Annotated in this window: 8 protein-coding genes and 1 pseudogene; 6 read left to right on the top strand and 3 right to left on the bottom strand. The window is 71.1% G+C overall.

Translation table 11 applies throughout. The features are described from left to right. Positions 1 to 2 precede the first annotated feature (2 nt). Together ABZ919_RS21095 and ABZ919_RS21090 are read left to right on the top strand one after the other, a co-directional pair. A complete protein-coding gene (locus ABZ919_RS21095; RefSeq protein ID WP_361249872.1) occupies positions 3 to 755 on the top strand; it encodes an ABC transporter ATP-binding protein in 753 nt (250 codons plus the stop codon). A gap of 376 nt (positions 756 to 1131) precedes the next feature. Then, positions 1132 to 1389 (top strand): acetyl-CoA synthetase, encoded by a 258-nt coding sequence (locus ABZ919_RS21090; RefSeq protein ID WP_361249870.1) that lies wholly within the window; start codon positions 1132 to 1134, stop codon positions 1387 to 1389. 43 nt (positions 1390 to 1432) lie between these two features. Here ABZ919_RS21090 and ABZ919_RS21085 read toward each other — a convergent pair whose 3' ends face one another. Further along, positions 1433 to 4069: a glycosyl hydrolase gene (locus ABZ919_RS21085; RefSeq protein WP_361249867.1), complete on the bottom strand. Its 2637-nt coding sequence runs from the start codon at positions 4067 to 4069 to the stop codon at positions 1433 to 1435. Positions 4070 to 4176: 107 nt separating this feature from the next. Further along, positions 4177 to 5301, bottom strand: a complete 1125-nt coding sequence (locus tag ABZ919_RS21080; protein ID WP_361249865.1) for a GNAT family N-acetyltransferase — start codon at positions 5299 to 5301, stop codon at positions 4177 to 4179. A gap of 906 nt (positions 5302 to 6207) precedes the next feature. Between ABZ919_RS21080 and ABZ919_RS21075 the strand changes: the two are divergent. From ABZ919_RS21075 to ABZ919_RS21060, 4 genes and pseudogenes are all read left to right on the top strand, one after another. Further along, a pseudogene (locus ABZ919_RS21075) lies at positions 6208 to 8280 on the top strand (TIM-barrel domain-containing protein); the annotation flags it as partial. A 228-nt stretch (positions 8281 to 8508) separates the two neighbouring features. Next, positions 8509 to 9717, top strand: coding sequence for a carbohydrate-binding protein (locus ABZ919_RS21070; RefSeq protein WP_361249863.1), 1209 nt, complete (start codon positions 8509 to 8511; stop codon positions 9715 to 9717). A gap of 125 nt (positions 9718 to 9842) precedes the next feature. Then, positions 9843 to 10622, top strand: coding sequence for a polysaccharide lyase family 7 protein (locus ABZ919_RS21065; protein WP_361249860.1), 780 nt, complete (start codon positions 9843 to 9845; stop codon positions 10620 to 10622). A 91-nt stretch (positions 10623 to 10713) separates the two neighbouring features. Next, complete coding sequence (locus ABZ919_RS21060) at positions 10714 to 11211, top strand: hypothetical protein (RefSeq protein ID WP_361249858.1); 498 nt, start codon at positions 10714 to 10716, stop codon at positions 11209 to 11211. A 33-nt stretch (positions 11212 to 11244) separates the two neighbouring features. On the opposite strand, the gene ABZ919_RS21055 is transcribed toward ABZ919_RS21060, so the two are convergent. Beyond that, positions 11245 to 14619: a pyruvate carboxylase gene (locus tag ABZ919_RS21055; RefSeq protein ID WP_361249856.1), complete on the bottom strand. Its 3375-nt coding sequence runs from the start codon at positions 14617 to 14619 to the stop codon at positions 11245 to 11247. Positions 14620 to 14689 lie beyond the last annotated feature (70 nt).

The raw sequence follows: 14689 nt of genomic DNA, 5'->3' as shown, positions 1-14689 counted from the left end.
GGATGCTGCGCCTCGACTCCGTCAGCCGGTACTTCGGCGACCAGCCCGTCCTGGACGGCATCACCCTGACCGTGCCCGACGGCCAGCTCCTCAGCGTGGTCGGACCGTCCGGCTGCGGCAAGTCCACGCTGCTGCGCACCATCGCCGGGCTGCTGCCCGCGCAGGAGGGCACGGTCACCGTCGACGGGACGCCGGTGACCGGTGTGCCGGAGCGGCTCGCGGTCGTCTTCCAGGAGTACGGCCGCTCGCTGCTGCCCTGGCTCACCGTCCGCGACAACGTGGCACTGCCGCTGCGCCGCCGGGGTGCCGGGCGCGCCGCCCGCCGGACCGAGGCCGAGACGATCCTCGAACGCGTCGGTCTGCACGGGGTCGCCCGGCGCCATCCGCGGGAACTGTCCGGCGGCATGCAGCAGCGGGTGGCCATCGCCCGCGCCCTGGTCTGCCGGCCCTCCCTGCTGCTCATGGACGAGCCGTTCGGCTCCCTGGACGCCCGCACCCGCGAGGACCTGCAGGACCTGCTCCTGGAGGTCCACCGCGCCGACGGCACCACCATCGTCCTCGTCACCCACGACATCGACGAGAGCGTGTACGTCGGCGACCGCGTCGTGGTCCTCTCCCCCGGCCCCGGCTCCCGCATCGTCCGGGACCTGCCGGTCGGCCTGCCCAGCGAACGGGACCAGCTCACCACCCGGAGCCTGCCCGGGTTCGTGCAGCTGCGCACGGAGGTCGGACGGGCGGTTCGGGGCGGAGGTTGAGGCATGCTGGGAGGCATACCGGAGGGCGGGAGGCAGGGGCATGCGATGGTGGTCCGGTGGCTGTGCGATCGCCGCGGTCGTCGTACTGGCGGGATGCGGGGCGTCCACGGGCGGGGGTGCGCCGGCGGGGGCCTCGGGCAGCCGGTCTCCTCGGCCGGCGACCTCGTCACGGCCGTCCGCACCGTCCGGTGATTCCGCGTCGCCCGGCGCGTCCGGGTCTCCGGGCGGCCGCGAGTCCGCCGGCGGCCCGGCCACACCCTCCGCCGCGTCCTCCGAGCCCCCCGGGTCCCCGCCGGGCTGCGTCGCGGGGCACGCCGAGATCTTTGTCGCCCCCGGCGACCCGGTCCGCCGCCGGCTCTGCGTACGCCCCGGCACGGTGGTGACGCTCACTCTGCGACCACGCCCGGACGACAAGCGCTGGACGGGCGTGCTGAGTTCGGCGCCCGCACTCGTCGTCGCGTCCGGCTGGCGGCTGGACGGGGACGGCACCGCGCGGGCCACCCTGCGCTGCGCGGGCACCCGCGGTGGTGCCGCCGAGGTCACCGCCGCGGCCAGGGAGCCGGATCTGGCCGGCGCGGCCCGGACGGTGTTCACACTGCACATGACCGTGGTGCCGTACGCGCAAGAGGGGTGACGCCCGGCCGATCCGGGCCTCACCCCTCCTGTTCGGCGCGAGGTCAGCGCAGGTCGCACACCTTGACGGTGTAGATGCCACGGCCGTGCGTGGCGGCGTACAGCGTGCCGCCGTCCGGGCTCGTCCTGAGCTGGAGGACGGCGACGGCCGGCAGACTGCCGACCCGCTGCCAGGTGCTGCGGCCCGGCGCGCGGTAGACGACACCGAGGTCGGTGGCCACGGCGAGGCCGCCGTCCGCCGTCACCAGCGCCGAGTCGGTGGGCACGTCGGGCAGGTCGGCCGAGATGTCCTTCCAGGTCGTTCCGCCGTCGGTGGACTCGAAGACGTGGCCGACGCCGGCGCCCGGGCCCTCGGTCCAGTGCCGGGAGAAGCCGTTCACGGCGAGGAACACGTGGTCGGCGTTCTTCGGGTCGACGGCGAAGCCGCTGAGGTAGCGGTTGGGCACGGTGCCGTCGACCGGCAGGCTGACGTCGTGCCAGCCGGTGCCGTCCGCGTTGCCGACCGCGATGCCGCGGGCGAAGCCCTGGTTGTTGCACGGGCCGCACCAGGCGGCGTAGATCTTCCCGCCGGAAGCGGCGACGGCGGTCGCGCTGCGGCCGGCGCCGAGGTCGTGGACGCTGGTCCACTCCTTGCCGCTGCGGATGGCGTAGCCGTGCGTCTGCACCCAGATGTGCCGGCCGCCGGCAACCCAGGTGTTGCCGTCCTTCATGTCCGCGGCGAGCGGGGCGATGAAACGGGCCTCGCTGGTGGCGTTGTCGGCCGGGGCGACGGAGTACGACGTGGCCTTGCTCGCGTCGGTGGTCCAGCCGCCGTCGTTGACGGCGCAGTTCTGGGTCACCTGCACGGCCAGGTAGACGTACTCCTGGGCGATGTTGCAGCCGTTGTCCGGATCGGTGAGGGTGTCGCCGCCGTCACCGCCGAAGTTCGAGCCCATCACCTTGTCGTTGCTGCGCAGGATCGACTGGCCGTTGTCCTGCAGGCCGCCGGTGACGGACACGCCGCCGTGGTCGAGGTCCTTGCCGATGCCGACGGAGTAGTACTGCAGGGTGTCGATCGTGCCGTCGTTCAGCGAGGTCCAGTCGGTGGCGTGGCCGGAGGCGTCCTGGGATCCGTTCACCGGGCGCTTGTAGATGCCGCCGTCGTTGCCGACGAACACGAAGCCCTTGCCGTGGTAGCGGCCGATGGCGACACCGTGCTGGTCGGAGTGGGTGGTCGGGTTGCAGTCACCGGTCTGCTTGGCGGGATCGATGTTCCAGCAGGGGAAGGTGAAGTTCCAGTAGGGACCCACGGTGGACCAGCTGCTGCCGCCGTCCTTGGTCTCGTAGACCTCTTCCAGGCCGGCGTACACGTGCTGCGGGTCACTCGGGTCGACGGCGAGGAACTGGTTGTACCAGGCCTGGACACCGGGCATGTAACCGGGGGTGGTGAGCGCCGAGTTGTCGGCGGCCAGGCCCTTGTAGTCGGCGATCTTCGTCCAGGGGCCGGTCGGCGAGCCGGACTTGGAGACGAAGATGCCCTCGAGGCCGCTGTCCGGGTTGGTTTTGAGCTGCGACGGGGACTCGTCGATCGCGTAGTAGCGGGAGCCGTCGGCGGAGCGGGCGAAGGTGACGCTGCCGACGTCACCTGCGTCGGCCGGAAGGTCACCGAGGCCGCTGGTGATCCGGGTCCAGGTGCCGCCCACCTTGGTGTAGAAGCCGTTGTAGTCGTCACCGCTGCGCCAGCCGACGGCGAGCACGACCCTGGACGGGTCCTTGGGGTCGATCGCGATGTCGTTGGCGATGTTCTTGTACGGGGCGTCCGGTTCGTCGGCCTGGGAACCGCCCGGCATGAAGCCGGGGTTGGGCGCGAACTCCAGCTTCCAGGGGCCGCTCAGCCTCTTCGTGGAGTGGCTCCACACGCCCTCGCTGGTGGCCGCCCACACCGTGCCGCCGCCGAAGCGCAGCTGGTGGATGGTGGTGCTCTCCAGCTCGTCGCCGCCGACCCGGCTGCGCGTCGAGAAGGTGCCGTGGTGCGGGTGCGTGAGGACGTAGACGCCGCTGCCGAGGTAGGCGTCGGAGTTCGTGGTGGCCTCGCCCGTGCCGAGCCACAGCCGGCCCGCGCCGTCGAGCGCGAGGGCGCCGGTGGACTGGGCGGGGAGCCGGTCGCTGATGGGCCGCCAGTGACCGCCCCCGCTGCGCGAGCGCCACACTCCGCCGCCGGCGCTGCCCGCGTAGACGTAACCGTCGTCGTCGGCGGCGATCGCCGCCATCCGGCCGGTGACGTACCCGCTTCCGCCGCTGGAGTTGGAGTCGATGTCGCGGTAGCGCGGGTCGTCGGAGTTGTACGGCAGGTCGGTGATGTTGCGCCAGCTGCCGCCCGTGCTCCTCAGATGGGTGAGGTCGTGCCAGGCGGCGCCGTACGCGCCCGGTGCGACGACACCGGGCGAGGTGCGGGCCTCCGCGTACTGGTCCGCGCCCTCGGCGATCTCGTCCGCCTCGTTGCCGTCGTCGTCCCCCGACAGGTGCGGTGACATGGCTCCCACCGACTGCTCGCGCTCCTTGGCCTGCTGGCCGAGGACACGGACGCCGAAGGGGCTCGTCGAGCGCCCGGAGGCGGCGGACGGGGGTATCGCGACGAGTGCGGCGGACGCGGTGAGCGCGCAGACGGTGAACCACCGTCTTCTGCGGGATGGTACGGACACCAAGGACCTCCCCAGGGTGCAGCGACACTGCTGACTCAGGAGACCCGATCACGTTGGCGCGAAAACGTCCGCCGCTTGGCAAAATTTTGACGAGAACCTGCCAGTGGCTACCCCTCCGGGAGGCGATTCTTCCGGGCGGCCGGGGAAGCCGCCACGCCCTCGGTGCGCCACCTCCCGACGGTCCTCAGCAGCCGGTCGGCCGGCCGGCGCAGCTGCGGATGGGCGTTGACCGTGTTCCGCAGCCCGCGCACCGGCCTGCGCCACAGCCGCTGGGCCAGCGCCACCGGATGCGGGCGGGCCGCGAAGCCCTCGGCCACCCGCAGTTCGCGGGTCTTCAGCCAGTCCTTGTACTCCTTGTCGCCGCGCCCTAGGTCCACGAGCGTCACCCCGTGCCGGGCGGCGGCCTCGGCCGTCCGCAGGTGCATCATCAACCCCGGTGAGTAGTACTGCAGTTCCGGGTCGTAGGCGGTGAACCAGGCCGCGAGCACCGTGCTCGAGCGGGGGCCGAAGTGGGCGGCGACCGGCCGGTCACCCGCGTACAGCACGGACAGCACTCCGGTGAAGTGCTCCTCGCGCATCCGGAAGAGATGGTCGACCAGGCCGACGATCCACGGCCGGGAGAACCGGTCCATGCGGCCGGTCCTGCGGTACTGAGCGGACTTCCACCGCATCAGGGTGCGCAGCACCTCCGGGTCCCGCTCGTCGAACTCGAACCGCACCTCGCCGATGTCCCGGCCGAGCCGCCGTTCCTTCTTCAGGGTGGTCTTGGCCAGGCCCGGGTAGGTGCTCCGCAGCCATTCCGGGTAGCCGCCGTCGCCCGGCTTCACATCGATCACCGGCGAGGCGAAGGTGCCGGTGACGTGCGCCGCGAACGGCCGCTGCTCCTGCACGAGATGGTCGAACTCGAAGATGCTGAGCCCGCAGGCCCGCAGCAGTTCGCCCGCGTTCCAGGTGAGCCCCGGCCGGTGCACGAGGGCCTGGCAGTCGGACAGTCCGAGCCCGATGGCGCGTCCGGTGCCGAACGGCCCCCGTTCGTACGGGAAGAACCCGGCGGGCTCCCCGTTCTCCCGCAGCACGGCCACCCGGGCCCCGCTCCGGTACCGGCCGACCCCGATGGCGAACTCGGGGGCGAGGAAGGGATTGGAGTACTCGGGCGACTCGGCCATCGCGCGGTGCCAGGCCCCGCGGAGCTCGGGCGTCAGCTCGCCGGGTCTGTGGACGGTGATCTCCACCTCAGTTCGACCGCCCTTCCACAGGCTTCGAGAGCGGTGTGCCCGAGGCACGGGACGGTGAGGTGTATGGATCATGGCTCATGGATCGCATGGGCGACCGCTCCCCCCATGACGCGCCGGGCGCGTCCTGCCACTGGTTCCGATGTGCGCCGGTTTCCCCTCCGCGCGTGACTGCTCAAACGTCGCGAAACAGTACGCACACTGTCAAGGGTGCCTCAGGCGACCGATGATCCGCCACGGGTCTGCGGACATCGGCCCAACTCTCCTGCGCCGACACCGTGTCGGGCTCGCGGCCTTGACATGCACCTGCGCCACGCTCGAGGCTTCCTGCTTGAAGTTGCTCAATTGGCGCTTGTTTCGAGCGATTCCAAGCATCAAGACCAAAGAACGGTCAGTCCGCAGTGCTGCGAGGGGAGCTGTTCCGCCGTGCAAAGACCGCGAAGACTGCGCCATCGTCTGCCGTGGCCGGCCTGGGTGCCGCTGGGGCTGGCGACCGCCCTGGCGGGCGCCCTGCTCGCCGCCCCACCGCCCGCCCAGGCGGCCTCGACCGCCTCCGGCGCCGTGCTCGACGCAGCCCACAGCAGCGTCGGCTGGCAGAGCCCGGTCTACGCCAAGGGCACCGGCGGGGGCACCGAGAGCTGCCCGGCCGCCGCGGCCGATCCGGACGGCAAGGTCTGCGACCGCTTCGACCTGACCGTGTCGGTGCCGGACGGCTACTGGGACGACAACCCCGGGGGCGGCGTCCCGCTGTCGATCACCTGGCAGAAGCCCTCCGACGACTTCGACCTGTACGTGTACGACGACCACGGCAAGCAGGTGGCGTCCAGCGCGGGCACCGCCGACCCGGAGGCCACGGTGATCCCGCGGGCGTCGGGGACGTACCACGTGGTCGTCGTGCCGTACGACGTGCACGACGACTCCTTCACGGGGAGCGCGTACCTGCCCGCCACCACGGACGCCGGAGATCTCACGTCCTTCTCGGGCGGCGAGGGCCGGTACACCGTCCAGGCGGGAGGACTCACCGCCGAGGCCGACTTCCTGACCGGTGGTGAGCTCAGGCTCCAGGCCGATCCGTCCGGATCACTGAACGATCCCGCGGGTACGGCGATCGTGCGCCGGCAGCCCGCCCCGGAACGGCGCACCTCGTCCTTCGACGCCGGCGACTACTACGGCGTCCGCTCGCCGCAGGCGGTCCTGCGCATCTACAAGAGTCCGCTCCGCTTCGGGTTGTACAAGCTCGACAACCGCACCCGGATCTGGCAGGAGGACAAGCCGCTGCGCTGGTCGACCGGCGGCATGCGGCAGAGCCTGGTGCGGGGCACGGACGAGCAGTTCTTCGGCGGCGGCGAGCAGAACGGCAGCTTCTCGCACCGCGGGCAGACGATGTACGTGGCCAACAGCTTCGACTGGAACGAGGGCGGCTACAACAACTCCCAGCCGTTCTACCTCTCCAGCGCGGGGTACGGCGCCTTCCGCAACACCTTCGCTCCGGGCGTCTACACGTTCGGCTCGCCGGTGACCACCGGCCAGCAGGAGCGCCGCCTGGACGCCTACTACTTCCTCGGTGACGCCAAACAGGTCATCGGCAAGTACACGACGCTGGTGGGCAAGCCCTTCATGCCTCCGGTGTACGGCCTCGAACCCGGCGACTCCGACTGCTACCTGCACAACGCCAACCGGGGCGAGCGGCACACCCTGGACGCGCTGAAGATCGCCGACGGGTACACGCGGAACCGGATGCCGCTCGGCTGGATGCTGGTCAACGACGGCTACGGCTGCGGGTACGAGAACCTGGAGCAGACCGCCGCGGGCCTGCAGGACCACCACGCCCAGCTCGGCCTGTGGACCCAGGACGGCATCGGCAAGCTCGCCGACCAGGTCAAGGCCGGCCAGCGGGTGGCCAAGCTGGACGTGGCCTGGGTCGGCAACGGCTACAAGTTCGCGCTGGACGCCTGCGACGCGGCCAAGAAGGGGATCGAGGACAACAGCGACGCACGCGGGTTCGTGTGGCTGCCGGTGTCCTGGGCGGGCGCCCAGCGCTGCGGGGTGCTCTGGAGCGGCGACCAGAAGCTGTCCTGGGACTACATCCGCTGGCAGATCCCGACCTATGCCGGGGCGACCCTGTCCGGCATCGCCTACGACACCGGTGACGTGGGCAGCATCTACCGCCACGACGCCAAGATGTACGCCCGTGACCTGCAGTGGAAGGCGTTCCTGCCGGCCATCATGACCATGGACGGCTGGGCGAGCGACCTCACCACCGGCAAACCCGCCGACCAGCAGCCCTGGCTGGACGGCGAGCCGTACACCTCCGTCAACAGGAAGTACCTCCAGCTCAAGGAGCGGCTGCTGCCGTACATGTACACGCTGTCCGCCGAGGCTGCGAAGACCGGCGTGGGCGCGGTGCGCCCGCTGTGGCTGGAGTATCCGCACGACCCGAACACCCTCGGGGAGCAGGCGAAGTACGAGTTCCTGTCCGGCCCCGACTTCCTGGTGGCTCCGGTGTACCAGGACTCCGGCACCCGCGACGGCATCTACCTGCCCAAGGGCACCTGGACCGACTACTGGACCGGCCGCACCTACCAGGGCCCGACCACGGTCAACGGCTACCACGCCCCGCTCGACACGCTTCCACTGTTCGTGCGTGAGGGCGCGATCGTGCCGATGTGGCCGCAGGGGACAACGAGTTGGCAGACCCGGGACCGGCACGAGCTGGACTGGGACCTGTATCCGGCGGCCCACGGCACCAGCCGCTACACGCTGTACGAGGACGACGGGGTGACCCGCGACTTCGCCGGGGGCGCCGCCGCCACCCAGCGGGTGTCCCTGCGCGCCGACGGTGCCGGGACGACCGTCACGGTGGGGGCGAGCAGGGGCGACTACGCCGGCAAGGCCGACGCCCGCGGCTACCGATTCACCGTGCACGGCGCCGCGGCGCCCGCGCGGGTCCTCCTCGACGGCCGTCAACTGCCCGCCTCCGCATGGTCGTACGACACCGCATCGCACGTCACGACCATCACCACGCCGAGTCTGGCGCTGGAGCGGGGCTTCACCGTGCGACTGGTCGGCGGGAGGTAAAGAGATCCTATGGTCTAGTCCAAAGACCGTGTTGGTCTAGTCCAAGTTATTGACGTGACCGCAACAGCTCCCGGAGGGTGGGGGCTCCCCCGCTCCGGGGCTCCCCACCCCACCCTCTGGAGGCACGCAGTGAGACGTCTTCAGGCATGTCTGGGCGCTGCGGCGGCCGTCACGCTGGCCGCCGCGGGCACCACCGCGCTCGTCACGGCCAACGCCTCGGGCGCGACCAGCGCGCTGAGCAACCGCTGGTACGCCGCCGCGCCCTACCTGATGCCGCTGGACAACGATCCGCCGGACCCCGCCGCCATCATGGACGCCACCGGCCTCAAGGCCTTCCAACTGGCCTTCGTCCTCGCCCCCAACGGCGGCGGCTGCTCGCCCACCTGGGGCGGTACCGCGTCCGTCGCCTCGGACACGGCCGTACAGTCGATGATCAACGCGATCCGCGCCAAGGGCGGTGACGTGTCCGTCTCCATCGGCGGCTACGGCGGCACCAAGCTCGGCCAGACCTGCGCGGACGCCGCATCCACGGCGGCGGCCTACCAGCAGGTCGTCACCAAGTACGGACTGCACGCCATCGACTTCGATCTGGAGGAGCCGGAGTACGAGAACACCGCGGCCATCAAGAACGAGATAGGCGCGGCCAAGATCCTCCAGCAGAACAACCCGGGACTGTACGTCTCCGTGACGACGGCCGGCACCGCGGACGGCACCGGCTGGTTCGGCAAGCAGATGCTGCTGGAGGCCAAGTCACAGGGTTTCACCCCGAACAACTTCTCCATCATGCCCTTCGACGGCGGCTTCAACGGCGGGTCGAGCCAGACCAGCGCGCTGACCAATTTCAACTCGATCCTGCAGTCGACCTTCGGCTGGGACCAGGCGACGGCGTACGCCCACGAGGGTTTCTCCGGCATGAACGGCCGCAGCGACACGGGCGAGATCTTCACCCAGTCCGACTTCCAGACCGTGCTGGACTACGCGACGAGCCACAACATGGACCGGTTCACATTCTGGTCCCTGAACCGCGACCGGCAGTGCACCCCACCGGACAACGGAGGCCGTACGTCGGGGACCTGTTCCAGTGTCACCCAGAGCTCCTGGGACTTCGCCAAGTATTCGGTGAAGTTCGCGGGGGTGACCCCGCCGACCACCACACCGACGCCCACCCCCACCCCTCCGCCCACCTCCTGCAAGACCGCGTGGAGCTCGACGGCGGTGTACACGGCCGGCGACGAGGTCTCCTACGGCAAGCACAACTGGAAGGCCAAGTGGTGGACCCAGAACGAGGTGCCCGGCGCCTCGGAATGGGGCCCGTGGCAGGACGAGGGCGCCTGCTGAAGTCTTGACGTGTCTGGTTCAGGCCTCTAACTTCTCGGGTCACCGGCGGCCAAGGATGCGTTCAGCGTTCACCATGCTGAACGCATCCCGGTCGAAGCCTCCGGTCCGACGAAGGGACCCCCCACATGACCCGAACCCGGCTCACCGCCCTGCCGACCACCGCCGCGGCCCTCGCCCTCGCCCTCACCCTGCTCGACGGCACCGCCGCGAACGCCGCCGATCCGCATGCAGCGCCCGGCGGCAACTTCGACCTGTCGGTCTGGGAACTCCAGGAGCCCGTCGGCTCCCCCGGCCACCCGACCACCGTCCCGTCGTCCCGGCTCCAGGGCGCGAACGGCTACCAGGACGCCTACTTCTACACCGACACCCGCGACGGGGCGATGACCTTCTGGGCGCCCGAGAAGGGCGTCACCACGCCGAACTCCCACTACGCCCGCTCCGAGTTGCGGGAGATGAACCGCGACGGCAGCGCCGCCGACTGGGCGCTGTCCGGCTCGCACCGGATGAGCGCCACCCTGCGTGTGGTCTCGGTGACGACGAACGTGTGCGTGGGTCAGATCCACCTCGGCAGCGGCGGCTCCTCCACCAAGCCGCTGCTGGAGCTGTACTACCACGCCAACGGCGACATCGTCCTCGGCATGGAGAACTCGCCGTCCGGCGGGCAGACCCCGCACACCGTGGGCCATGTGGCGGTCGGCAGGACCTGGAGCTACACCATCGCCGTGTCCGGCGGGAACACCGTCGACCTGACCGTCAACGGCACCACCACCCACTACGGCATCGCGTCGTCGTTCAAGCAGTACAAGCAGTACTTCAAAGCCGGCTCCTACAACCAGTCCTCCTCCGACAGCACCACCAGGGGCGCCCGGGTCGCGTTCTACGGCTTGACCGTCGCACACGGGTGACACGCCGCGCGACCTGCGCGATTGGTGCAAACGGCCGCACGGTCGTAGCGTCGAGTCGACGGTCGAACACAGCACGACGGTGGGAGCGGCCATGCGCGGAGCACTGGTGGGAACGGCGGTCACCCTGGCGGCAGGAGCCCTGCTGACCACGGCGATGACGACGCCCTCGGCCAGTCCCCCCACCCCTCCCGGGAGCAGCGTGCAGACCGGTTCCCCGACCCCTTCCGGGACCGGCGTGCAGGCCGGTCCGGTCCGGCCCGTGCTGGTCGACTGCTTCTTCCACAAGAACGTCCGCCCGGTCGAGTTCATCCTGGCCTGCGGCGACGGCAACAGCCGGCTCGCCGGACTCCACTGGACCCAGTGGAGTCCGAACGAGGCGAAGGCCGTGGGCGTGAACTGGGTCAACGACTGCACCCCGTACTGCGCCGCCGGCACCTTCCGCCAGTACCCGGTCGTCATCCGGCTCACCGGCGACCAGCAGTGGAAGAGGCATCCGGCCTTCCAGCGCTTCACGCAGATGAGCCTGACCTACTCCGGCGCCCGGCCGGAGGGCTTCAACCAGGTCATGACCTACCCGCTCTGGGACTGACCCGGCGCCCCTCCAGCCGCCGCACGCGGTGGCTCAGGCGAGCTCGACCAGCAGGTCGCCGCCCTCCACCTGCTGGATCCGGTTGATGGCCAGCCGGGAGACCCGGCCCGCCTTCGGTGCGGTGATGGTGGCCTCCATCTTCATCGCCTCGATGGTGGCGACGGTGGCTCCGGCGGCGACCTCGTCGCCCTCGCCGACCGCCAGGGTCACCACGCCGGCGAACGGCGCCGCCACATGGCCCGGGTTGCCGCGGTCGGCCTTCTCCGTCACCGGCACGTCCGAGGCCGCGTTCCGGTCGCGGACCTGGATGGGCCGCAACTGGCCGTTGAGCGTGGACATCACCGTGCGCATGCCACGCTCGTCCGCCTCACCGACGGCCTGCAGCTCGATCAACAGCCGGACGCCGGGCTCCAGGTCGACGGCGTACTCCTTGGCGGGCCGCAGGCCGTAGAAGAACGCCTTGCTGTCCAGCACGCTGGTGTCGCCGAAAGCCTGCCGGTGCGCCTCGAACTCCCGCGTCGGGCCGGGGAACAGCAGCCGGTTGAGGGTGGACCGGCAGTCCTTGGCCAGGCCCTCGCGGTCCTCGGCGGACAGCTCCGGCGCCGGCTTGGGCGCGGTCCGGCCCTGCAGCGCCTTGGTGCGGAACGGCTCGGGCCAGCCGCCGGGCGGGGTGCCCAGCTCGCCGCGCAGGAAGCCGATCACCGAGTCCGGGATGTCGAACCTGTCGGGGGTCTCCTCGAAGTCCTTCGGGGAGACGCCGGCGCCGACCAGGTGCAGGGCGAGGTCGCCGACCACCTTGGAGGACGGGGTGACCTTGACGAGGTGGCCCAGGATGCGGTCGGCGGCGGCGTACATCGCCTCGATGTCCTCGAAGCGGTCGCCGAGGCCGAGCGCGACGGCCTGGGTACGCAGGTTGGACAGCTGCCCGCCGGGGATCTCGTGGTGGTAGACCCGGCCCGTCGGGGAGGCGAGACCCGCCTCGAAGGGGGCGTAGATCCTGCGGACGCCCTCCCAGTACGGCTCCAGGTCGCCGACCGCCTGCAGATCGAGGCCGGTCGGCCGGTCGGAGTGGTCGGTGGCGGCGACGAGCGCCGACAGCGACGGCTGCGAGGTCGTACCGGCCATCGAGGCCACCGCGCCGTCCACCGCGTCGGCGCCCGCCTGGATCGCGGCCAGGTAGGTGGCCAGCTGGCCGCCCGCCGTGTCGTGCGTGTGCAGATGCACGGGCAGATCGAACTCGCGGCGCAGCGCGGAGACCAGCTTGGCGGCGGCCGGGGCGCGCAGCAGGCCCGCCATGTCCTTGATCGCGAGGACATGGGCGCCCGCCTCGACGATCTGCTCGGCCAGGCGCAGGTAGTAGTCGAGGGTGTAGAGCCGCTCGGCCGGGTCGTTGAGGTCGGCGGTGTAGCAGAGGGCGACCTCGGCGATCGCGGTGCCGGTCTCACGTACGGCGTCGATGGCGGGCCGCATCTGGCCGACGTCGTTGAGGGCGTCGAAAATGCGGAAGATGTCGATGCCGGTGGCGGCGGCCTCCTGCACGAAGGCGTCCGTCACCTCCGTCGGGTACGGGGTGTAGCCGACGGTGTTGCGGCCGCGCAGCAGCATCTGGAGGCAGATGTTGGGCACGGCCTCGCGCAGGGCGGCCAGCCGCTCCCAGGGGTCCTCGGCGAGGAAGCGCAGGGCGACGTCGTAGGTGGCGCCGCCCCAGCACTCCAGGGACAGCAGCTCGGGCAGGGTGCGGGCGACGACCGGGGCCACGGCGAGGAGGTCCTTGGTGCGCACCCGGGTGGCGAGCAGGGACTGGTGGGCGTCCCGGAAGGTGGTGTCGGTGACGCCGATGGTCGGCGACTCGCGCAGATGGCGGGCGAATCCGTCGGGGCCGAGGTCGACCAGCCGCTGGCGGGAGCCGGCGGGCGGCTCGCCGGCCGGCAGCGACGGCAGCTTGGTGACGGGGTCGAGCAGCTCGGGCCGTTCGCCGTGCGGCTTGTTGACCGTCACGTCCGCGAGGTAGGTGAGCAGTTTCGTTCCGCGGTCCGCGGAGGTGCGAGCGGTGAGCAGGTGGGGGCGCTGCTCGATGAAGGAGGTGGTGACCCGGCCCGCCTGGAAGTCGGCATCGTCCAGGACGGCCTGGAGGAACGGGATGTTGGTGGCCACGCCGCGGATGCGGAACTCGGCCACGGCACGCCGGGCGCGTCCCACCGCGGCCTTGAAGTCCCGGCCCCGGCACGTGAGTTTGACCAGCATCGAGTCGAAGTGGGCGCTGATCTCCGTACCGGCGTGGGTGGTTCCGCCGTCCAGGCGGATGCCGGAGCCGCCCGGGGAGCGGTAGGCGCTGATCCGGCCGGTGTCCGGGCGGAAGCCGTTGGCGGGGTCCTCGGTGGTGATACGGCACTGCAGGGCCGCGCCGCGCAGGGTGATCGCGTCCTGGGAGAGGCCGAGGTCGGCGAGGGTCTCGCCGGAGGCGATCCGCAGCTGGGCCTGGACCAGGTCCACGTCCGTGACTTCCTCCGTCACGGTGTGCTCGACCTGGATGCGCGGGTTCATCTCGATGAAGACGTGGTTGCCCTCGGGGTCGAGCAGGAACTCGACGGTGCCCGCGTTGCGGTAGCCGATCTCACGGGCGAAACGCACCGCGTCGTCGCAGATCCGCGCCCGCACCTCGGGGTCGAGGTTGGGGGCCGGGGCCAGTTCGATGACCTTCTGGTGGCGGCGCTGGAGCGAGCAGTCGCGCTCGTAGAGGTGGATGACGTTGCCCTCGCCGTCGGCGAGGATCTGCACCTCGATGTGGCGCGGGTCGACGACGGCCTTCTCCAGGAAGACGGTCGGGTCGCCGAACGCGGCGTCCGCCTCGCGGGAGGCGGCCTCGATGGACTCGCGCAGCTGGGCGGGGTCCTCCACGCGGCGCATGCCGCGGCCGCCGCCGCCCGCGACCGCCTTGACGAAGACGGGGAAGCCGATCTCCTCGGCGGCGCGCACCAGTTCGTCGACGTCGGTGGAGGGCTGGGAGGAGCCGAGCACGGGCACGCCGGCCGCGCGTGCGGCGGCGACCGCGCGGGCCTTGTTGCCGGTCAGTTCCAGGGTGGCCGTGCTCGGGCCGACGAAGGTGATGCCGGCGTCCTCGCAGGCGCGGGCCAGTTCGGGGTTCTCGGAGAGGAAGCCGTAACCCGGGTAGACGGCGTCGGCGCCGGCCCGGCGGGCGGCCCCCACGATCTCCTCGACGGAGAGATAGGCCCGCACCGGGTGCCCCGGTTGCCCGATCTCGTACGCCTCGTCGGCCTTGAGCCGGTGCAGCGAGTTGCGGTCCTCGTGCGGGAACACGGCGACGGTGCGCGCGCCGAGTTCATAGCCCGCCCGGAACGCGCGGATCGCGATCTCGCCACGGTTGGCGACCAGCACCTTGCGGAACATCCTGGATTCCCTTCAGCTGCCTGCCGGCGACGAACACCACGGTGTCAGCCACGCCCTGCCGTACCTCGCG

Source organism: Streptomyces sp. NPDC046759, from assembly GCF_040645475.1.
Taxonomy (GTDB): Bacteria; Actinomycetota; Actinomycetes; order Streptomycetales; family Streptomycetaceae; genus Streptomyces.
This window is presented reverse-complemented; position numbering and strand designations above follow the sequence as displayed.

What these genes read in the sequence shown, in the direction of transcription:
- ABZ919_RS21095 (WP_361249872.1), top strand. Translation starts at nt 3, where the DNA reads ATGCTGCGCCTCGACTCCGTCAGCCGGTACTTCGGCGACCAGCCCGTC.
- ABZ919_RS21065 (WP_361249860.1), top strand. Translation starts at nt 9,843, where the DNA reads ATGACCCGAACCCGGCTCACCGCCCTGCCGACCACCGCCGCGGCCCTC.
- ABZ919_RS21060 (WP_361249858.1), top strand. Translation starts at nt 10,714, where the DNA reads ATGCGCGGAGCACTGGTGGGAACGGCGGTCACCCTGGCGGCAGGAGCC.
- ABZ919_RS21055 (WP_361249856.1), bottom strand. Translation starts at nt 14,619, where the DNA reads ATGTTCCGCAAGGTGCTGGTCGCCAACCGTGGCGAGATCGCGATCCGC.